This window comes from Enterobacter soli ATCC BAA-2102, from assembly GCF_001654845.1.
Classification (GTDB): domain Bacteria; phylum Pseudomonadota; class Gammaproteobacteria; order Enterobacterales; family Enterobacteriaceae; genus Enterobacter; species Enterobacter soli.
This window is the reverse complement of the sequence record NZ_LXES01000051.1, coordinates 1-21,048: the sequence shown is the minus strand read 5'-3', so window position 1 is coordinate 21,048 and position 21,048 is coordinate 1. Positions and strand designations below refer to the sequence as shown.

The window sequence follows — 21,048 nt, the reverse complement described above, 5'->3', positions numbered from 1 at the left end:
GGCGCAATTCGTTGCGCCCTTTTATAACGCGATATGCGAGGCCAACAAGGTATAATTATGGTCAGCACAAATACTCAGTCGTCCGGTGAATACTTGTTGGAAATGACCGGTGTCAACAAGTCTTTTCCCGGTGTTAAGGCACTCGATAATGTTAATTTAAAAGTTCGTCCTCACTCTATTCATGCCTTAATGGGTGAAAACGGTGCAGGGAAATCAACATTATTAAAATGTCTTTTTGGGATCTATCAAAAAGATTCTGGCAGCATTCTTTTTCAGGGGAAAGAGATCGATTTCCATTCGGCTAAAGAAGCACTGGAAAACGGTATCTCGATGGTTCACCAGGAATTGAACCTGGTACTGCAACGCTCGGTAATGGATAATATGTGGTTGGGTCGTTATCCAACTAAAGGTGTGTTTGTCGATCAGGATAAAATGTATCGCGACACCAAAGCCATTTTCGATGAGCTGGATATTGATATCGATCCGCGCGCCCGCGTCGGTACATTATCGGTATCCCAGATGCAGATGATCGAAATTGCAAAAGCGTTCTCCTATGATGCAAAAATCGTCATCATGGATGAACCAACATCGTCATTAACGGAAAAAGAGGTTAACCACCTTTTTACCATTATTCGTAAACTCAAAGATCGCGGCTGCGGTATTGTCTATATCTCGCACAAAATGGAAGAGATCTTCCAGCTGTGCGATGAAATCACCATCCTGCGTGACGGTCAGTGGATTGCCACTCAGCCGCTCGAAGGGCTGGACATGGATAAGATCATCGCCATGATGGTTGGCCGTTCGCTGAACCAGCGCTTCCCGGACCGTGAGAACAAGCCGGGTGAAGTGATCCTCGAGGTGCGTAACCTGACCTCGCTGCGTCAGCCGTCCATTCGCGATGTCTCCTTCGACCTGCATAAAGGCGAAATTCTGGGGATCGCAGGGCTGGTCGGTGCTAAACGTACTGATATCGTGGAAACCCTGTTTGGTATCCGCGAAAAAGCTGACGGCACCATTACGCTGCACGGTAAAAAAATTAACAACCATAACGCCAACGAAGCCATTAACCACGGTTTTGCGCTGGTGACGGAAGAGCGTCGTTCTACCGGTATTTACGCTTATCTGGATATTAACTTTAACTCGTTAATTTCGAATATTCGTAATTATAAGAACAAAGTCGGTCTGCTGGATAATTCCCGCATGAAGAGTGATACCCAATGGGTTATTGACTCCATGCGTGTTAAAACGCCTGGCCACCGTACACAAATCGGCTCTCTGTCAGGTGGTAACCAGCAGAAAGTGATTATCGGTCGTTGGTTATTAACCCAGCCAGAAATTCTGATGCTGGACGAACCAACCCGCGGTATCGATGTGGGTGCAAAGTTTGAGATTTATCAGCTGATTGCTGAACTGGCTAAAAAGAATAAAGGGATCATTATTATTTCTTCCGAAATGCCGGAATTGTTAGGGATCACAGATCGTATTCTGGTTATGAGCAATGGTCTCGTTGCCGGTATTGTTGACACCAAAACGACAACGCAAAACGAAATTCTCCGTCTTGCGTCTTTGCACCTTTAAGATCAGGGGCTCCTCATGAGTGCGTTAAATAAAAAAAGTTTTCTCACTTATCTGAAAGACGGCGGTATTTACGTTGTTCTTTTAGTGTTACTGGCCATTATCATTTTCCAGGACCCTACGTTCTTAAGCCTGCTGAACTTGAGTAACATTCTGACCCAGTCTTCCGTACGTATTATTATCGCGCTCGGCGTGGCAGGTCTGATTGTGACCCAGGGTACTGACCTTTCCGCAGGGCGTCAGGTTGGCCTTGCCGCGGTTATCGCCGCCACCATGTTGCAGTCGATGGAAAACGCCAACAAAGTGTTCCCGGAAATGGCAACCATGCCGATTTTCGTGGTGATCCTGATTGTGTGTGCCATCGGTGCCATCATTGGCCTGATTAACGGCATCATCATTGCTTACCTGAACGTGACGCCATTCATCACCACCTTAGGTACGATGATCATCGTTTACGGTATCAACTCCCTGTACTACGACTTCGTCGGTGCGTCCCCAATTTCAGGCTTCGACAGCGGCTTCTCGACCTTTACGCAAGGGTTTATCGCGTTGGGCAGCTTCCGCCTGTCATATATCACCTTCTATGCATTGATTGCGGTGGCCTTCGTCTGGGTCCTGTGGAACAAAACCCGTTTCGGTAAGAACATCTTCGCAATCGGCGGTAACCCGGAAGCGGCGAAAGTCTCTGGCGTAAACGTGGCTCTGAACCTGCTGATGATTTATGCCCTGTCTGGTGTGTTCTACGCCTTCGGCGGGATGCTGGAAGCGGGCCGTATCGGCTCTGCAACCAACAACCTCGGCTTCATGTACGAACTGGATGCGATTGCAGCGTGCGTGGTCGGCGGCGTTTCCTTCAGCGGCGGCGTGGGTACGGTGCTCGGCGTGGTAACCGGTGTCATTATCTTCACCGTTATCAACTACGGTCTGACTTATATCGGCGTAAACCCGTACTGGCAGTACATCATCAAAGGCGCAATCATTATCTTCGCGGTCGCGCTGGATTCACTGAAATACGCCCGTAAGAAATAAACACGCTCTGCATTATCTGGCCCGCTCTCTGAGCGGGCTTTTTTATTTCAGGCAAGCGTCAATTCTTGTTCGGTAACGATACGTTCAAACCCCTCCAGCTCAGAAAGTTTGCAGGCAATCCACTGCTGTGAAAAGGCCTCGCCCAGGCTATCAATCAAATATTGGTTGCCGGAAAATGCCTCGATAGCGTGCTGCTGGAAAAGCGGGAGTACAGGTTCATCATGTTGCGGTTCAGGTAAATCTTGCTCATCGATGTTTTCCAGCCCATACAACACACCGGTCAGGATGGTAGCGACCACCAGATAGGGATTGGCATCTGCACCCGCCAGCCGATATTCAATACGACGATTTCGTTCGTCCGAGCAGGGGATGCGTAGCGCGGCAGAGCGGGTGTTATAGCCCCAGGAGTTGAATAATGGCTCGGTCAGGTTTTTACGTAAACGGCGGAACCCGTTAACACCTGGAGCAAGAATGGCGATGGATGCGGGCATCAGCGCCAGCTGGCCTGCGATACATAAACGCATCATGCCATTGAGTTCCTCGGCGGGTGAGGCAAACACGTTTTCGCCGTGAATATTATTCAGACTGAAATGGAAATGCAGACCGCTGCCGGACAGAAGGCTAAAGGGTTTAGCCATAAAGCTGGCCTGAAGACCGTTTTTTTCGGCGACAAAACGGGTCAAACGGCGTAATGCCAGCACGTTATCGCACGTCTCAACCACCCGATGACTGTGCCTGAGGTTCAGTTCGAACTGACCAGATTCAGCCTCAGCGACGATCCCGGTGAGTGAGATATGCTGGCTTTGTGCCAGCTGTTCCAGCTCATCAAAAAGCGCCGCGTGTGCCGTTGAGGTGTCCATGTGAAAACAGCCCTGATTTTGCGGATCCAGAGCGCCGCTCCCTGTCAGATAGAACTCAACTTCCGGCGCAATCACCGGGAAAAGCCCGTGCTGGTGGAAGCGTTCGAGGACGTTCTGCAATATCACGCGGGGTTCAAACGGACAGCTTTCCCCGTTACTGTCTTTCATCGTCAACAGGATCTGTGCGCTGTGCTGTGGATCGTGCAAAGAAGGGCGCAGGGAACCGGCAACCGGAACGCATAACCGGTCTGGCTCATCATCAAGCGGTGCGGCAATCTTCCCTTTCTGATCCATCGAATAGACCGAGAGAGGAAAATAACAGCCGTTCTCGAGACTCAGCATGTTATCCACTGAAAGTCGCTTACCGCGCATAATGCCATTGATATCGTTCAGGTAAACGTCAATGTGTTTTGTCTGCGGATAACGCTCCAGATAATCCGCCACTTCCACCGAAAACGTGCGCTTCATGGCAGCCATTTTCTCATCAAAATAGAGGCCGGAATTATGTGTCCCCGGAAGAGATAAGCCCGGAAAGTTGAAGTAGTGGCGGATATTTTTCAGGAAAAAAGCATTCATTATTGAGTTCATAATCATTCTTCAATGAAGCCGTAACGGCGGTGAACTCAGCTTAAAAGGGCGGGTGTAAAGGAGGGATAAAAAGAGAGGCTCGTGGCGTAAAGAAAGAATAAAGCGGACTATTTTTTCTCTTTTTTCTGCTGAACATCCAGCAGCTGCTCTGGCGTGACTGCCGGGTAACCCTGCGCATCTTCCGGCACTTCGTGCATCGCCGGGATCGGCACCAGCGGGCCTAAGAAGCGCGGTTCGCGTTTGAATATGTACAGGTCAGCCAGTGCGCCAAAACGGGCACCGAATTCACGCACGCGCACGCTAAGCATGTCTTTTGGCGATGGCACGGCATAACACTGAGCCTGAATCCCCATATGCAGCGCGATAAACAGCGCGCGTTCGCAGTGGAAACGCTGGGTAATAATGATGAAGTCGTTAGTGTCGAACACCTTGCGGGTCCGCACGATAGAGTCGAGGGTACGGAAACCGGCGTAGTCGAGCACGATATCCGCCGGATCAACGCCAGCAGCAATCAAATCCTTACGCATCGTCACCGGCTCGTTGTAGCTTTGCAGAGCGTTATCGCCGCTAAGCAGCAGGTAATTTACTTTGCCGCTGTTGTAGGCGTTCAGCGCGCCCTGAATACGGTAACGGTAATACTGATTGATAACGCCAGTGCGATAATACTTAGCGGTGCCAAGCACCACGCCGACCTGGCGGTAAGGTAAATCTTGCAGGTCATCAAAGATGTAAGGAGCGGTTTTCCAGCTCATCCAGCGGTCGAGGCCAAGCGCAGTCAACAGCAGTATGCCGACCAGGACAGACAGACTGTAAAAAACGCGCTTTAACATACAGATGGCTCGTTCCGTAGATGAGATTTCACTCAGGCTACTTTACCCGTCCGGTAAGAGCAAGAAACAGCGGTTCAACTGAGGGGTTTTTCATCAGATGGGCGGGCATTTCTGCCCGCACTCAGTATTACGCCAGCAATACGCGGTCAATGGTGGTACAGCCGAGCGCTTTCAGCGTGGCGGCGGTTGCATCCCACTGGATCAGCGGTGCATCGGCAATTTCAGCCAGAATCGCGCGCTGGATATCAGGATAATCGTACCCGTTCAGGCTCAGCAGGTTCAGTGCGCCTTGCAGAGGTGGCAGCGTTGGGTTGAATGCCGCATTTTCAGCGTAGCTGCCGCTAAAGATGCGGCCATCACGACACTGAAGTGCCACGCCGCTTGGAGATTTGCTGTACGGGGTATGGCTTTTATTAGCGGCCGCGATTGCTGCTTCGCTCAGCGCATCACCGGAAAGCGCAAAGCCATGATCCTGCTCGTCCATCAGCAGGGTTTTGATGTCGAGATCTTTCGGGCCGAAGGCGTCTGGCAGGTAATCCCCCAGCGTGTGCGGTGCACGGCCTGGCAGGTTGATACGCAGTTGCAGCCCGCTGTTCAGTTCATTCATAAACTGGCGACAGTGGCCACACGGGGTGTAGTTAACGGTAATGGCGCTCAGCGCCGTTTCGCCGCGAAGCCAGGCGTGGCTGATGGCGCTCTGCTCAGCGTGAACCGTTTGCTGCATGGTCGCGCCGAGGAATTCCATATTCCCGCCGAAATACCAGGTTCCGCTTACGCCGCGTGCAATGGCACCAACGTTGAAGTGGGAGAGATCGGCGCGGGCACAGGCGGCAGCCAGCGGCAACAGTGCGAAAGCCAGCGCGTCTTCGTCCAGCCCCGTCGCCTGTTTAAGCGTCGTGACTTGCTCTGCCGTCAGCAGGGCGGGGAAGTGCTCATCCGCCAGAACCGGGGCCAGGGCTGACTGCAAATTCTCTGCAAGCTGGGCGAAAGCGGCTTGAAAACGTGGATGCATGGCGATGCCTCATAAAGGTTAATGGATCGGTAGTGTACGGAGCCGTCAGGGCTTTATATGTGATCCACTTCTCATTATGTATGCAACTTATGAAAACAAAATGAAATTTGCGCGACGCATCGCAAATTTTAGCCCATAACCGCCAGAATTATCGGGAACAGGAATGGCGCAATCAGGGAGGTCATGATCCCGCAGATCACCAGCGCCAGCGAGCTAAATGCACCTTCCTGATAATCCATCTCAGCGCAGCGCGCGGTACCCAGAGCGTGTGATGCTGTCCCCATTGCCAGGCCACGGGCCGCTTTGGTGCGAATACGCATGGCATTTAACAGGCTGTGGCCAAACACGGCGCCAAGGATACCAACGAAAATGACGCACATGGCGCTGATGGCCGGAATGCCGCCGATGCTGCCACCCACGGCCATCGCGATAGGCGTGGTGACGGATTTCGGCAGGATTGAAGCAGCAATTTGCGGAGATGCCCCCATCAACAGCGCGACGGATGTCCCGGTGATCATCGCTACCAGGCTGCCGATAAAACAGATGGTGATGATGGATTTCCAGCGCGCGCGGATCTGGTGCAACTGTTCATATAAAGGAAAGGCGAGCGCCACAACGGCGGGTTGCAGCAGGTCGTTTAAAATTTTGCTGCCGGCGAAATAGCGTTCGTACGGAATACCCGTCAGCAGAAGAAAAGGAATAATCACCACCATTGCCACCAGCAGCGGGTTAAGCAATGGCATCTTAAAACGTACGGCAAGCTTACGCGCGGCGAAAAACACAATCAGCGTTAACGGCAGCGACCACCAGATATTGGCCATCATTTTTTTGTTTTCTCCCCAACCACTTTACGTTCGCCGTGAACCAGATGCGAACTCCAGCTGACGACCAGGAAAACCACCAGCGTGCTTATCGTGCAAGACACCACAATGGGGCCGAACTGGGCTTTGAGCAAATCAAAGTACTGCATCACCCCGACACCGATAGGCACGAACAGCAGGGCCATATAGCGGATGAGTACGAAGCAGCCCGGGTTGACCCATTTTGCCGGCAGGATTTGCAGCGCCAGCAGCACAAACAGGATCAGCATTCCGATAATGCTGCCGGGAATGGTGATAGGGAGCAGCGACGCGAGGAAAATCCCGGCGTAGAGACAGGCGTAAATCAGGATGAATGCGCGCAAGTACTGCCAGATGATATTCAATGATTTGCTCATGGTGAAAGTCCTTGATGAAACGCATTCATCATACAATTAAACCCAGAAATGTGCCACGGATCACATCATGAATTTTGAGCATACCAGACATTCCCGAATGGAACGTCGGGCATTTCCACAAATGGACAGCGCGCCGGTTAAATGAGAATATATGTTTCATATATGAATCGTTACGGTATGTATAAATGGGAATCGTAAAAATATCTGACCTGCTGCATGACGACATCCGTGATGCCAGCAAGGCCATGTCGCGTTCGGTGAACGCACAGGCTGAATACTGGCTCCGTCTGGGGATGCTGTGTGAACTCTATCCTGAACTTAACTATCAACAAATTAAGATGATGATGCTGAAATCAGGATCCGACCGTCTGCTGGAGGTGATCAATGCCGTCAATAATCATTAAAACCGCTGACGAGCTGGCAACACAGCGCCATGCCGGTGAACTTCTCGCCTCCGTGTTTACCATGTTAGACGGATTTATCCAGCCTGGCGTCACGACAATGGCCATCAACAACCGGGTGGAAGATTTTATTGTTAATGAGCTGCACTCTCGCCCGGCCAGTAAAGGGCAGTATGACTTTCCGTACGTGCTGAACACCTCGGTGAACGAGGTCGTCTGCCACGGGATCCCGAAAGAGTCGGAGCACCTGAAAACCGGGTCGATCGTTAACGTGGATATCACCCTTGAGAAAGGCGGCCTGATTGCCGATTCCAGCAAAATGTACCTGATTGGTGATGTGTCACCGCTGGCGCGTCGGCTGGTGAAAAAAACCTATGAAGCCATGTGGAAAGGGATCAAGGCGGTGAAACCTGGCGCAACGCTTGGGGACATTGGCCACGCCATTCAGTCGCATGTTGAAGGCAACGGCTACAGTGTGGTGCGTGAATATTGCGGACACGGCGTGGGCAAAGAGATGCACGAAGATCCGCAGGTACTGCACTACGGCAAACCGGGTGAAGGCGCGGTGCTGAAAGAGGGGATGGTGTTTACCATTGAACCGATGGTGAATCAGGGTGACAGCCGGATCAAAACCAAAAAAGATGGCTGGACGGTGGTCACCCGCGATAAAAAACTGTCTGCCCAGTGGGAGCATACCATTGCCGTTACCGCCGATGGTTTTGAAGTGCTGACGCTGCGCCCTGACGAGACGATCCCGGATTAACCCCCGTAGCGGGCGGTGAGCTTATCCAGAAACGAAAACAACGCCTGATTCATTTCCTGGTAGCCATGCGAGCGTAATTGTTCAGGCGTTTCGACAAAGCGCAATTCCCCCGCCCGGCGTAAGTCGCTTTGCGAATGCGTGATAAGTATTTCAACCACCTCTGGCGTCAGCTCCAGGTGACACTGGAAACCGTAAACCCGCTCGCTGTACTGCACTATCTGGCGCGGACAACCTTCGCTGAACGCCAGAATTTCCGCCTGTGGCGTTAACCCTGGCATATCGTTATGCCAGTGGCCCACCGCCAGTTTGCTGCTAAACCCGGCGAACAGCGGGTTTGCTTTACCCGCCTCAGTGAGGGTAATGGGAAATTTGCCGATCTCTTTTTCCGGGCTGTGGCTGAATGCGGCCCCCAGTGCCTTGCCAATAAGCTGGGATCCGAGACAAACACCAATGACCATTTTACCTGCCTGAATGGCGTGGTTAATAACGGCCATTTCTGCCTGGGCGTCAAACCAGGGGCACTCCTGAAGCGTGGTGGCTGGCGACTGCGGCCCGCCCATCACGATAAGCATATCGATGTCGTCCAGCTTTTCCGGTAAGGGCTCCTCTTTATAGACTCTGGAGCAGGTCAGGGTGTGACCGTGATGTTTACCCCAGGTCTCATAAGCGCCGGGCGCTTCGAAATATTCGTGAATGATAAAATGGATGTGCATTGCGTATCCTTCAGGTTAAGTGTACAAGCAGCATCTTAACGGGAAGGGAGGATTGCGAAATGCCAACCATTATAGACAGAACGCCAATTCACGACGATGCCGTCGGCTGGTCGAGAGGGGCGATTAGCTATGCGCGTGGCGAAGTGGATCCCCCGCATCATCATTCGCAAGGCCAGCTGCTGTTTGCCACGAAAGGCGTCATGCTGGTGGAAACGGGTAGCCAACGTTGGGTCATTCCCCCGCAGCGCGCATTGTGGATCCCGCCTTTTCAGGAACATACCTACAGCGTGTTATCCGCGACAGAGCTGCGCGCGGTGTGGTTCAGCCCCACGCTTATCGATCGCTGCGAGCCGTTTATACACCGGGATGAGGTTCACGTGATCATAGCAACACCGCTGTTTAAAGAGCTGATTGCCGGGTTGTTCAGCGCGGAGTACCGGCCAACAAGCCAGCTCAGCATGGCCGTTTTGCTGCTGGAGATCCTCAGTGAAACACAGCACGTTTCAGCGGAACTGCCGATGCCGGTCGACGAACGATTGCACCGGGTTGCCCGTGACATCATTGCCGGCGATCTCTGGACTGTGCCGATGAAACAGCTGGCAGAACGGGCGGCGATGTCAGAACGCACCTTTTCGCGGCTCTTTATCAAAGATACCGGATTCAGCTTCCGCAACTGGCGTCAGCGTGCAAGGATTTGTGCCTCGCTTGATCTCCTTGCGAACGACATACCGATAAAACAGGTCGCATGGAAACTGGGGTTTTCCGGCCCGGCGGCATTTGCGGCGGCATTTCGTTCCATTATGGGGGCGACCCCCGGGGAATTTCTTCCTGAGCGGAAGGGCTTCCCAGCGCTATAGAGAGCAGCTACCATAGCGCGTCTTTTTTCCACAGGTACTGATATGCGTGTTTTACTGGCCCCAATGGAAGGCGTGCTCGATTCTCTTGTGCGCGAACTTCTGACCGAGGTGAACGATTACGATCTCTGCGTAACTGAGTTTTTGCGCGTGGTCGATATGTTGCTGCCAGCAAAATCATTCTACAGACTCTGCCCGGAGCTGCATCGTCAGAGCCGTACCACCTCCGGCACGCTGGTGCGTATTCAGCTGTTAGGTCAGTACCCTGAATGGCTGGCGGAAAACGCCGCCCGCGCGGTCGAACTTGGCTCGTATGGCGTTGATCTCAACTGTGGCTGTCCGTCTAAGCTGGTGAACGGCAGCGGCGGTGGGGCAACGTTGCTCAAAGATCCGGAACTTATTTACCGTGGCGCGAAAGCCATGCGTGAAGCCGTGCCATCGCATCTGCCGGTGACGGTAAAAGTGCGTCTGGGTTGGGACAGCGATGCACGACAGTTTGAAATTGCCGATGCGGTGCAGCAGGCCGGGGCTACTGAGCTTGTGGTACATGGTCGTACCAAAGAAGATGGCTATAAAGCCGAGCGCATCAACTGGCAGGCAATTGGCGAGATCCGTAAACGACTTGCCATTCCCGTTATCGCCAACGGCGAAATCTGGGATTACGCCAGCGCGCAGGCTTGTCTGAAAGAGACCGGCTGTGATGCGGTAATGATTGGTCGCGGTGCCCTTAACGTACCCAACCTCAGCAGGGTGGTAAAATATAACGAGCCGCGCATGGCCTGGCCGGATGTCGTCACCTTACTGCAAAAATATACCCGCCTCGAAAAACAGGGAGATACCGGTTTGTATCACGTCGCGCGAATTAAACAGTGGCTGAGCTATTTGCGTAAAGAATATTCTGAGGCGCTGGGATTATTCCAGGAGATCCGCACGTTACAGACATCGGCCGATATTGCACGCGTCATTCAGTCAAAATAATAAGCGTTAATTTGCTCACACTTTTTTAAAATATAAAACAATTCCGGTTTTCAATGTGGCACGAGGGTGTTAAGGTGCCACTGTTTTCAACGCAGGATTGTTACTGGTTAACAGGCAAAACCTAAGCGTTCCACGGCACTCATCGCTGTGGAACGCTTAGGTTTTTTTTTGCCTGTCATTTACGCAGGAGAGACATTTGCCTTAACGCGAAACGAAGTAATAAAGCAGGACGACATTTGTGGTTATTGAATAACTGCACGGGCTGCTATTACCAAAATAAATTTAATGATGACAGGCGATATATAAATTGCCTGCGACCGGTTACGCACTAAATACTCAATCACAGGTTTAATTATGGCATATAAAAATATTCACTATAAGCTGTGTGTACTTGCCTTATTGACGGTTTCTCCTTTGTCGATGGCACAGGAGTGGAACGGGACGGTGTTAGGTTTTGAAGCGCCGCCAGACCCGATCCTTGGCGATATGCTCGGCATTCGTAAGATCCTCAATGACAACGGGTTTACCTACAACCTGGGCTATCTGAATGAAATCGGCTGGAACGGTGGCGGCGGCTACAACCACGACTCCCATGTGGCCTACATTGACCAGTTTGCGTTGACCTTCAATCAGGATCTGGAGCGCTGGACAGGCATCCCGGATGCACGCATCGAAGGGAATATCGTCAACCGTAACCACAATGACGATCTCACCACTAAACGTGTGCAGGATCCGCGTGTTAACTTTAACGACCTGACCCAGGAGAGCTGGGGAGGCCAATCCATTACCCGTCTGGGGTGGCTGACCTTTGCCCGTAGCTTCGACGACCGCCGCCTGACCTGGCGTATCGGGATGATGAACAAGGTGCAAACCTTCGACCAAATCATCCCGTGCGACTTCCAGATGCTCTCCCAGTGTGGCGGGAAATCGGCCAACTCACTGACCTGGAACAACTGGAACGTCCACACATGGGGCACCACGCTGGAGTATAAAGTGACGCCAACCGTCACCTTAAAAGGCGGCGTGATGGAGCAAAACCCGGATGCCTCCAGCCGTAACCACGCCTGGAGCTGGTCAACGAAAGGCAGCCAGGGCGTCTTACTGCCGGTCGAAATCGAAGCCCGACCGCTGATAAACGGCCTGCCAGGAGCGTACAACCTGGGCGTGGTGTTTACCAATGCGCCGCAGGCTGATCTCTATCGTGGGAAATCGGGTGGTGCAGGGGCAAGCGACCCGCAAGGCTATGAAGAGCATAACCGGACATGGTTTATGTATGCCGGGCTGAACCAGCAGCTGACGCGGCATCAGGACGATCCCAATCGCGGCCTGAGCACCTCTGTCAGCATGAGCCTTGCCGATCAAAGCAGCAACTACATGCACCAGGTTTACGCCGCTTCGCTGCGTTATCGCGGACTGTTTGACGCCCGCCCGAATGACTGGATTGGCTTTGGTCTGACCTGGATTGATATGAGCAGCCAGTACGCGCGTAACCAGCGCTATCTGAATTCCCTGAGCGGTGTTTCGGACTATAACGATCCGGCGTATCACCCGGTTCCGGGGCACTCGTTGAACGGTGAATTCTATTACCGCTTCCGCCCGGTATCCTGGCTGGAGCTGCAACCGGGTATTCAGTACTGGCACCATCCAGGCGGGGTTGCCCGCACTCAGGATGCATGGGTAACCGAACTGAAAACCGTTGTGACCTTCTGATAAAACCGTAGCAAGTACGATCTGCGTCACGTTTTTGCTCGTGACACATTGAGGCTACGAATGAAACTGATAGAGTGCCAGAACTGGATTGTTACTGCTTAGGCAGGCAAAACCTGATTTTCTGGCATCTGCCGGAGGTCAGGTTTTTTTGTTTCTGGGGTTCCGATGAAAATCGCCAAAATTCTTAATAATAATGTGGTGGTTGTTCAGGATGAACGCGGGCGCGAACAGGTTGTGATGGGCCGAGGACTGGCCTTCCAGAAGCGCGTCGGTGAAGAGTTGGATACTGCGCTTGTCGAAAAAGTGTTCGCGCTGCAAAGTGACGAACTGGTGCGTCGACTGGGGGAACTGCTGAGCCAGATCCCGCTGGAAGTGATGACCACCTGTGACCGCATCATTGGGCTGGCCGCGCAGCGGTTAGGGAAATTGCAGGACAGTTTATATATCACCTTAACGGACCACTGTTACTTTGCGATTGAACGGCAAAAGAAAGGGCTGGCAATCAAAAACGTGCTGCTGTGGGATATTAAACGTCTGTATCCGAAAGAGTTCGAACTGGGGCAGGAGGCACGGGCCATTATCGCCAAACGCCTGAATGTCGAACTGGCAGAGGATGAGGCCGGGTTTATCGCGCTGCATCTGGTGACCGCGCAGCTGAACAGCGAAATGCCGGAAGTGATGCACGTTACCCGGGTCATGCAGGAGATCCTGCAACTGGTGAAATACCAACTGCACCTGGAGTACGACGAAGAGTCGTTAAGCTATCAGCGTTTTGTGACTCATCTGAAGTTCTTTGCCCAGCGGATGCTCACCCGCACCGTGGTGGAAGACGATGATGTATCACTGCATACGGCGGTGAAAGACAACTACGCGAAAGCCTGGAAATGCGCCGAGAAAATCGCGCAGCATTTGCAGAAAAGTTATCAGCGTGAGCTGACAACCGAAGAAATTATGTTCCTCGCCATTCATATTGAACGGGTGAGAAAAGAGGGGCGTTAAGCCTCAAAATCTGGATTGTTACTGCATAACGCAGGCAAAACCTGAGCGCGGCCTTCGAAAGGAGGACGTTCTCGGGTTTTTTTATTTTTATACTCAGTCAACAGGTGCCTGCGGGCATCAGATGTAAGGAAATCGAGATGGAATACCAGGCTTTAGCGAAGGATATTCTCGGCCACGTTGGCGGAAAAGAGAACATTGTCAGTCTGGTGCATTGTGCCACCCGACTGCGCTTCAAACTGAAAGACAATCAAAAAGCCAACGCCGAAGGGCTGAAGAAAAATCCGGGCGTGATTATGGTGGTCGAAAGCGGCGGCCAGTTTCAGGTGGTGATTGGTAACCATGTGAACAGCGTCTGGAAAGCGGTGCGTAGCGAAGCAGGGCTGACGGATGATACGCCGGTTGTGGAAGAGAAGGGCGAAAAAGGCAATCTGCTGGGGCGTCTGATTGATATCGTCTCCGGGATTTTCACGCCGTTTATCGGCATCCTGGCGGCGTCGGGGATCCTGAAAGGTCTGCTGGCCCTGGCGGTGGTGTGCGGCTGGCTCACGACCGACAGCGGGACGTATAAAATCTGGTTTGCGGCCAGTGACGCACTGTTCTTCTTCTTCCCGCTGGTGCTGGGCTATACCGCCGGGAAGAAATTTGGCGGCAACCCGTTTATCACCATGGTGATTGGCGGCGCACTGACACATCCACTGATGATCTCGGCGTTTACCGCCAGCCAGCAGCCGGGGGCAGTTGCTGATGCATTCCTCGGTATTCCGGTGACCTGGTTCAACTACAGTTCGTCGGTGATCCCGATTATCCTCGCGGCCTGGGTGAGCTGCTGGCTGGAAAAACAGAGCACTAAGCTTCTGCCGCCGTCGATGAAAAACTTCTTCGCGCCGCTGATCTGCTTAGGCATTACCGTACCTCTGACCTTCCTGGTGATTGGCCCGCTGGCGACCTGGCTGAGCCAGTTGCTGGCGAATGGCTACCAGTGGATTTACGTGCTGGCGCCGTGGCTGGCGGGCGCGGCAATGGGCGCGCTGTGGCAGGTCTGCGTGATCTTCGGCCTGCACTGGGGGCTGGTTCCGCTGATGATCAACAACCTGGCCGTGCTGGGCCACGACTCCATGCTGCCAATGCTGTTGCCTGCGGTGTTCGGGCAGGTGGGCGCGGCGCTTGGTATCTTCCTGCGTACCCGTGATGCACGCCAGAAAATGCTGGCGGGTTCATCCGTGACGGCGGGGATTTTCGGGATTACCGAGCCGGCGGTGTATGGCGTTAACCTGCCGCTGCGTCGCCCGTTTATCTTTGGCTGTGTGGCCGGGGCGATTGGCGGGGCGATTGTCGGCTTTAGCGATACCCATGTCTATTCGTTCGGCTTCGCCAACATCTTTACCATCGCGCAGATGATCCCGCCAGGTGGCGTGGATGCAACCCTGTGGGGCGGCATTATCGGTACGATCGTGGCGCTGGTGTTGAGCTGCGGCCTGACGCTGGTGGCGGGGATGCCAGGGCGTACCACGCCAGAAACGGCAGTGCCGGTGAGCGTGGGTGAAAACGATGTCTTGTCGCCGATGACCGGTACCGTGCTGGCGCTGGACCAGGTACCGGACGCGACCTTTGCCAGCGGTCTGCTGGGCAATGGCGCGGCCATTATTCCGGCGGATAACAAGGTGATTGCGCCGTTTGCCGGTGAAGTGGCCTCGCTGTTCCAGACCAAACATGCCATCGGCCTGCTCAGTGAAAGTGGCATTGAAGTGTTGATCCACGTGGGGATCGATACTGTGAAACTCGACGGCAAGCCGTTTACCGCCCACGTGAAGGTGGGTGATAAGGTACAGCCGGGCGACCTGCTGCTGGAGTTTGATCGTCAGGCCATTCTTGATGCCGGATACGACCTGGCGACCCCGATTATTATCAGTAACAGCGACGAGTATCGTGAAGTGGTGACCGTGGCGGCGACGTCTGTCAATGCCGGAACCCCGTTACTCAGCGTAAGCCATCAATAACAGGAGAACGTGATGAAAACTTTCCCGGATGATTTTTTATGGGGCGGCGCGGTTGCCGCGAATCAGGTAGAAGGCGCTTACCTGACCGATGGCAAAGGGTTATCCACCTCTGACGTCCAGCCGCAGGGGGTGTTTGGCCCGGTGGTCGAGCGTGTGGCGGGTGACAACGGCATTAAAGATGTGGCGATTGATTTCTATCACCGCTATCCGGAAGACATCGCCCTGTTTGCCGAGATGGGCTTCAGCTGCCTGCGTGTCTCGATTGCCTGGACGCGTATCTTCCCGAACGGGGATGAACAACAGCCAAACGAAGCGGGCCTGGCGTTTTACGACAAGCTGTTCGACGAACTGGCTGCACACAACATCACGCCGCTGGTGACTCTGTCGCACTATGAAATGCCGTGGGGACTGGTGAAGCAGTATGGTGGCTGGGGCAGCCGTCAGGTGATTGGTTTCTTCGAGCGTTACGCCCGCACCGTGTTTGCGCGTTACAAAGAGAAAGTCAAACTGTGGCTGACCTTCAACGAGATCAACATGTCGCTGCACGCGCCGATGACCGGTGTTGGCCTGCCGGAAACCAGCAGTAAAGGCGAGGTGTATCAGGCAATCCACCATCAGCTGGTGGCCAGCGCGCTGGCGGTAAAAGCCTGCCATGACATTATCCCTGACGCCAGAATTGGCAACATGCTGCTGGGCGGCCTGATGTATCCGCTGACCTGTAAGCCAGAAGATGTGCTGGAAGCGCTTCAGGAAAACCGCGCCTGGCAGTTCTTTGGCGACGTGCAGTGCCGTGGCGCCTATCCGGGCTACATGCTGCGGTTCTTCCGTGATAATGGCATTCAGCTGGAGATGACCGATGCCGATCGCGATGCGCTGAAATCGACCATCGATTTCATCTCCTTCAGCTATTACATGACCGGCTGTGTGACCACCGATGAAGCGCTGAACCAGCAGGCGCGCGGTAATATCCTGAGCATGGTGCCGAACCCGCACCTTGCAAGCTCTGAATGGGGCTGGCAGATTGACCCGGTTGGCCTGCGCACCCTGCTGAACGTGCTGTGGGATCGCTATCAGAAACCGCTGTTTATCGTGGAAAACGGTCTGGGTGCGAAAGATAAGCCGGATGCCGACGGCGTGGTGCAGGACGACTACCGTATCAGCTATCTCAACGATCACCTGGTTCAGGTGCGAGAAGCGATTGACGACGGCGTTGAGGTAATGGGCTATACCAGCTGGGGGCCAATTGACCTGGTCAGTGCCTCGAAAGCGGAACTGTCTAAACGTTACGGCTTTATTTATGTCGACCGTGACGATAGTGGAAACGGGACGCTGGCGCGCAGCCGTAAGAAAAGTTTCCACTGGTATAAAGAAGTGATTGCCACAAAAGGCGCGTCACTGAAAGTGTAAAACGATTGTTATTAACCCGGCAGGTTTTATTTCTGCCGGGTTAATAATGAGTTTGGGTATTAAATATATTTAATTAATTCGTTCGCTGAATATTTTTCTAAACGTGAATTTGTATAACAAATTACGGATTGCCACAGTTTCCTAAAAAAAAGAAGTTTTACAGGGGTAATTTGCGCCTTTATTTTTTTGAGTGAATGGCGTAATGAAACCGTCTCTTTTTATATCTCTGAGTGCTCCTCTTGTTTTAATTCTTACCGCCTGCGCACCGCAACATTCCGCGGTAGCTCCCATCGGAACACAAGCGGTAAACGCCACGGTGGCAACACAGCTGAGCCATACCGACTGGCCGAAAAGCGAATGGTGGACATCCTATGGCGACCCGCAGCTCAACGCGCTGATTACAAAAGCCCTGGACGATGCGCCAGATATGCAAATCGCCCGGCAGCGCATTACGCTTGCGGAAGCGCAGGCGAAAGCCGCCATGGCCGAAGACGGCCCGCAGATCGATGTATCCGCAGATGTTGAACGGCAAAAAATGTCTGCCGAAGGGTTAATGGGGCCTTTCGCGATAACCGACCCGGCAGCGGGTACGACCGGGCCGTGGTATACCAACGGCACCTTTGGCGTGACGGCGGGCTGGGATCTGGATCTGTGGGGTAAAAACCGCGATCTCGTTGAGGCGCGTATCGGTAAAGTCAACGCTCAGAAAGCCGAGCTGGAACAAACCCGGCAACTGCTGGCCAGCAGCGTGGCACGGCTCTACTGGGAGTGGCAAACCGAGTCGGCGATTAACACGGTGTTAAGCGACATCAGGCAGGAACAAAATTCGATTATCTCAGCGGATAAAGAGCTTTATCAGCACGGGATCACGTCATCCATCGAAGGGGTGGAGACAGATATTAACGCCAGCAAAACCGATGAACGTATTGCCGAAGTGAGCGGCAAGATGAAAGTCATTGAGGCGAGATTACAGGCGCTGACCAACTCGTCGTCGGTGAAACTGGTCCACCACGATTTACCTGCGGTCGAGGCCACGTTACCGACAACACTTGGCTATGAGCTGCTGGCGCGTCGCCCGGATCTTCAGGAAGCACACTGGTACATTGAGGCTTCCATGAGCAATGTCGATGCCGCCAAAGCGGCGTTCTACCCGGACTTCAACCTGATGGCCTTCCTGCAACAGGATGCCCTGCACCTGAGCGACCTGTTCCGCCATTCTGCACAGCAGATGGGCGTCACCGCCGGGTTTACGCTGCCTATCTTCGATAGCGGCCGGCTTAATGCACAGCTGGATATTGCCCAGGCGCAAAACAACCTGAGCGTTGCCGATTACAACAAAGCGGTCGTGGATGCGGTGAATCAGGTGGCGCGAACCGCCAGTGAAGTTGAAACGCTGGCCAGCAAAAATCAACAGCAGCAGAAAGTGGAACGCGATGCCGCGCGGGTGGTGAACCTTGCTCAGGCGCGCTTTAACGCCGGGTTGATTGCCGGTTCACGCGTCAGCGAGGCCAAAATTCCCGCGCTACAGGAAAGAATTGCCGGGCTGACTCTGAAAGGGCAGTACCTGGATGCCTCGCTTCAGCTGACCTCCGCGCTGGGTGGGGGCTATCACCACGGGTAACGGGCACGGCGGGAGCGCATTTTCACTCCCGCTTATCGTCCCGGCGTTTGAGCCAGATGCGCACGGCAATCACCGCCCCAACCACCAGAATCAGCCATGCCCAGTGTTTAACGTGCTGGTCAAGATTGTGCAGCCACGGGCCAATGACTTCACCGCCGAGATAGCCCAGAGTGGTAAAAATCAACGCCCAGGCGATGGCGCCAAGAATATTTAACGGCAGGAAAATTTTAGGCGGCAGACGGCTGGCACCAATCAGGATCGGCCCGATAATACGAAAGCCGTACATAAAGCGCGTACCAATCACAAACAGGTACGGATGACGCTGAATGAGCCGCTGGGCGCGGCGGATCTTCTTGCGGTGCTTTGAAAATCGTTGCAGCAGAGTTGGCCCGAAGCGCAGCCCCAGAAAATAGAGCAGCTGATCGCCAATCATACCGCCCAGTGCCACGGCAGCCACCACCAGCGGGAAACGCAACAACCCCTGATGCGCGATCACACCGCCAAGCAGCGTGATGGTTTCACCTTCAGCCACGCTGCCTATCACCAGCGCTGCGTAGCCGTACTGTTCAATCAGACCATTGATATCCATAAAGTCAGCGTAGTCTCCCTGTCAGTATCTGCATTAATCATACACCCCATGAATCAATAATGGCGCAATGAAAGCAGATTGCCCGAAGCGGCATTTTTAGCCTTGTACATAAAATAATCTGAAGCCTGCATTATACTTGAAGTATCGCTGACGGGCCGACAACAAGGGGGCGCTATGAACCATGTCTGGGGACTCTTTTCCCATCCCGACCGTGAAATGCACGTGATAAGAGGCGAGAACGAAACGGTTGCGCATCACTATACGCACCATGTGCTGCTGATGGCGGCAGTGCCGGTGATCTGCGCATTTATAGGTACCACGCAAATTGGCTGGAACTTCGGTGATGGCACCGTTGTGAAGCTTAACTGGTTTACCGGGCTGTATCTCGCCATTCTGTTCTACGGCGTCATGCTGGCGGGGGTGGCCGTCATGGGGCGGGTCATTCACTGGATGGCACGTAACTATCCACAACGCCCGTCGCTGACACACTGTATGGTCTTTGCCGGATATGTCGCGACTCCGCTGTTCTTAAGCGGTATTGTTGCGCTCTATCCACTGGTCTGGCTGTGCGCGCTGATCGGTACTATTGCTCTCTTTTACACAGGTTATCTGCTGTATCTGGGGGTTCCAACCTTCCTGAATATCAACAAAGAAGAGGGGCTTAGCTTCTCCAGTTCAACACTCGCGATTGGTGTGCTGGTTCTGGAAGCCTTGCTTGCCCTGACAGTTATTCTTTGGGGTTATGGATATCGTCTCTTTTAAGTTCACTGCATTGCTGGCGTAAATGCCAGCAATGCAGCATCTGTTCATGATTCTTCGCTGGCGACAAAGCACGGTGACCGCTATGATGCCGAAGCCAGCCTGTGCTTATCCTTCAACACAGGCGGTGTACGTCATTACGTGCGTGAATAATTATCAGAAGTCTCACCATGCTGAAATTCCGAGTTTCTTTACTTAGCCTCGCGCTGATTTTTGGCGCATCTGTTGCTGTGCCAGCGTTAGCCAAAACGCCCGCAGTGACCACCGCTGCACAACCGGAAATTGCCTCCGGCAGCGCGATGATTGTCGATCTGAACACCAACCAGGTGATCTACTCCAGCCACCCGGATCTGGTGCGCCCGATTGCGTCAATCACCAAATTAATGACCGCGATGGTGGTGCTTGATGCACGACTGCCGCTGGATGAAAAACTGAAGGTAGACATTAGCCATACGCCAGAGATGAAAGGGATTTACTCTCGCGTGCGTCTGAACAGCGAAATTAGCCGTAAGAATATGCTGCTGCTGGCGCTGATGTCCTCTGAAAACCGCGCGGCGGCGAGCCTGGCTCACCATTATCCGGGCGGTTATGACGCGTTTATTCGCGCAATGAATGCAAAAGCCAAATCGCTTGGCATGACCAACACCCATTATGTTGAGCCGACCGGGCTGTCGATTCACAACGTCTCTACCGCACGTGATTTGACGAAGCTGCTGATTGCCAGCAAACAGTATCCGCTGATAGGCCAGCTCAGCACCACGCGTGAAGAGATGGCAACCTTTGCCAACCCTGCGTACACGCTGCCGTTCCGCAATACTAACCATCTGGTGTATCGCGAAAACTGGAATATCCAGTTAACCAAAACGGGCTTTACCAATGCGGCGGGTCACTGTCTGGTGATGCGTACCGTGTTTAACGGGAAACCGGTGGCGCTGGTGGTGATGGATGCTTTTGGCAAATATACCCACTTCGCGGATGCAAGCCGCCTGCGTACCTGGATTGAAACCGGGAAAGTGCAACCGGTGCCGGCTGCGGCGCTGAGCTATAAAAAGCAAAAAGCTGAACAGATGGCGACGGCGCAAAACGATTAGGTAAAAGCAAAACGGTAACCCAGGTTACCGTTTTTTATGTTTTCTCCCTCTCCCCG

At 53.4% G+C, this 21,048-nt stretch carries 19 protein-coding genes and 1 pseudogene; 13 read left to right on the top strand and 7 right to left on the bottom strand.

From position 1 onward, the window contains the following. Positions 1 to 57 precede the first annotated feature (57 nt). Entirely contained in the window at positions 58 to 1,578 is a 1,521-nt protein-coding gene (mglA, locus tag M987_RS20745) for a galactose/methyl galactoside ABC transporter ATP-binding protein MglA (protein WP_014071027.1), read from the top strand. A 15-nt stretch (positions 1,579 to 1,593) separates the two neighbouring features. Further along, entirely contained in the window at positions 1,594 to 2,604 is a 1,011-nt protein-coding gene (mglC, locus tag M987_RS20740; RefSeq protein ID WP_014071026.1) for a galactose/methyl galactoside ABC transporter permease MglC, read from the top strand. A 47-nt stretch (positions 2,605 to 2,651) separates the two neighbouring features. On the opposite strand, the gene M987_RS20735 is transcribed toward mglC, so the two are convergent. The 5 genes from M987_RS20735 to M987_RS20715 all read right to left on the bottom strand — a co-directional run bounded on the left by M987_RS20735 (position 2,652) and on the right by M987_RS20715 (position 7,110). After that, a complete protein-coding gene (locus M987_RS20735) occupies positions 2,652 to 4,040 on the bottom strand; it encodes a glutamine synthetase family protein (protein ID WP_014071025.1) in 1,389 nt (462 codons plus the stop codon). A 119-nt stretch (positions 4,041 to 4,159) separates the two neighbouring features. Next, positions 4,160 to 4,882, bottom strand: coding sequence for an outer membrane permeability protein SanA (gene sanA / locus M987_RS20730; RefSeq protein ID WP_014071024.1), 723 nt, complete (start codon positions 4,880 to 4,882; stop codon positions 4,160 to 4,162). A gap of 127 nt (positions 4,883 to 5,009) precedes the next feature. Continuing rightward, positions 5,010 to 5,894 (bottom strand): cytidine deaminase, encoded by an 885-nt coding sequence (cdd, locus tag M987_RS20725; RefSeq protein ID WP_014071023.1) that lies wholly within the window; start codon positions 5,892 to 5,894, stop codon positions 5,010 to 5,012. Between the two features lie 128 nt (positions 5,895 to 6,022). Further along, positions 6,023 to 6,718: a CidB/LrgB family autolysis modulator gene (locus M987_RS20720; RefSeq protein WP_014071022.1), complete on the bottom strand. Its 696-nt coding sequence runs from the start codon at positions 6,716 to 6,718 to the stop codon at positions 6,023 to 6,025. Then, on the bottom strand, positions 6,715 to 7,110 hold the full coding sequence (locus tag M987_RS20715) for a CidA/LrgA family protein (protein WP_014071021.1): 396 nt from the start codon (positions 7,108 to 7,110) through the stop codon (positions 6,715 to 6,717). Before M987_RS20715 ends, M987_RS20720 begins: the two co-directional genes overlap by 4 nt. Before the next feature lie 185 nt (positions 7,111 to 7,295). Between M987_RS20715 and M987_RS20710 the strand changes: the two genes are divergently transcribed. Together M987_RS20710 and map are read left to right on the top strand one after the other, a co-directional pair. Then, positions 7,296 to 7,514, top strand: coding sequence for a ParD-like family protein (locus M987_RS20710; protein ID WP_014071020.1), 219 nt, complete (start codon positions 7,296 to 7,298; stop codon positions 7,512 to 7,514). Further along, positions 7,495 to 8,274 carry a type I methionyl aminopeptidase gene (gene map, locus M987_RS20705; RefSeq protein WP_014071019.1) on the top strand — a complete coding sequence of 260 codons (780 nt, stop codon included), beginning with the start codon at positions 7,495 to 7,497 and terminating at the stop codon, positions 8,272 to 8,274. Before M987_RS20710 ends, map begins: the two co-directional genes overlap by 20 nt. On the opposite strand, the gene M987_RS20700 is transcribed toward map, so the two are convergent. After that, positions 8,271 to 8,987, bottom strand: coding sequence for a type 1 glutamine amidotransferase (locus M987_RS20700; RefSeq protein ID WP_014071018.1), 717 nt, complete (start codon positions 8,985 to 8,987; stop codon positions 8,271 to 8,273). The two genes, map and M987_RS20700, sit on opposite strands and share 4 nt — an antisense overlap. A 59-nt stretch (positions 8,988 to 9,046) precedes the next feature. Between M987_RS20700 and M987_RS20695 the strand changes: the two genes are divergently transcribed. The 7 genes and pseudogenes from M987_RS20695 (at position 9,047) to mdtQ (ending at position 18,553) form a co-directional block, all read left to right on the top strand. Continuing rightward, entirely contained in the window at positions 9,047 to 9,844 is a 798-nt protein-coding gene (locus M987_RS20695; RefSeq protein ID WP_064555897.1) for an AraC family transcriptional regulator, read from the top strand. 42 nt (positions 9,845 to 9,886) lie between these two features. Continuing rightward, on the top strand, positions 9,887 to 10,819 hold the full coding sequence (gene dusC / locus M987_RS20690; RefSeq protein ID WP_014071016.1) for a tRNA dihydrouridine(16) synthase DusC: 933 nt from the start codon (positions 9,887 to 9,889) through the stop codon (positions 10,817 to 10,819). Between the two features lie 420 nt (positions 10,820 to 11,239). Next, on the top strand, positions 11,240 to 12,529 hold the full coding sequence (locus tag M987_RS20685; protein ID WP_245551576.1) for a carbohydrate porin: 1,290 nt from the start codon (positions 11,240 to 11,242) through the stop codon (positions 12,527 to 12,529). Between the two features lie 165 nt (positions 12,530 to 12,694). Further along, positions 12,695 to 13,528, top strand: coding sequence for a transcriptional antiterminator BglG (gene bglG / locus M987_RS20680; protein WP_014071014.1), 834 nt, complete (start codon positions 12,695 to 12,697; stop codon positions 13,526 to 13,528). A gap of 25 nt (positions 13,529 to 13,553) precedes the next feature. Then, positions 13,554 to 15,525 (top strand): annotated as a pseudogene (gene bglF / locus M987_RS20675) (PTS beta-glucoside transporter subunit IIABC). A gap of 12 nt (positions 15,526 to 15,537) precedes the next feature. After that, complete coding sequence (locus M987_RS20670; protein ID WP_014071012.1) at positions 15,538 to 16,932, top strand: glycoside hydrolase family 1 protein; 1,395 nt, start codon at positions 15,538 to 15,540, stop codon at positions 16,930 to 16,932. 202 nt (positions 16,933 to 17,134) lie between these two features. Then, complete coding sequence (gene mdtQ / locus M987_RS20665; RefSeq protein ID WP_014071011.1) at positions 17,135 to 18,553, top strand: multidrug resistance outer membrane protein MdtQ; 1,419 nt, start codon at positions 17,135 to 17,137, stop codon at positions 18,551 to 18,553. A 22-nt stretch (positions 18,554 to 18,575) separates the two neighbouring features. On the opposite strand, the gene M987_RS20660 is transcribed toward mdtQ, so the two are convergent. Continuing rightward, the gene (locus M987_RS20660; RefSeq protein ID WP_014071010.1) at positions 18,576 to 19,142 is read right to left on the bottom strand and encodes a DedA family protein; all 567 of its coding nucleotides are present in this window, start codon (positions 19,140 to 19,142) and stop codon (positions 18,576 to 18,578) included. Positions 19,143 to 19,316: 174 nt separating this feature from the next. Here M987_RS20660 and M987_RS20655 point away from each other — a divergent pair, with 174 nt between their 5' ends. Together M987_RS20655 and pbpG are read left to right on the top strand one after the other, a co-directional pair. Further along, entirely contained in the window at positions 19,317 to 19,904 is a 588-nt protein-coding gene (locus M987_RS20655; protein ID WP_014071009.1) for a Yip1 family protein, read from the top strand. A gap of 167 nt (positions 19,905 to 20,071) precedes the next feature. Beyond that, on the top strand, positions 20,072 to 20,992 hold the full coding sequence (gene pbpG, locus M987_RS20650; protein WP_014071008.1) for a D-alanyl-D-alanine endopeptidase: 921 nt from the start codon (positions 20,072 to 20,074) through the stop codon (positions 20,990 to 20,992). Positions 20,993 to 21,048: the final 56 nt, after the last annotated feature.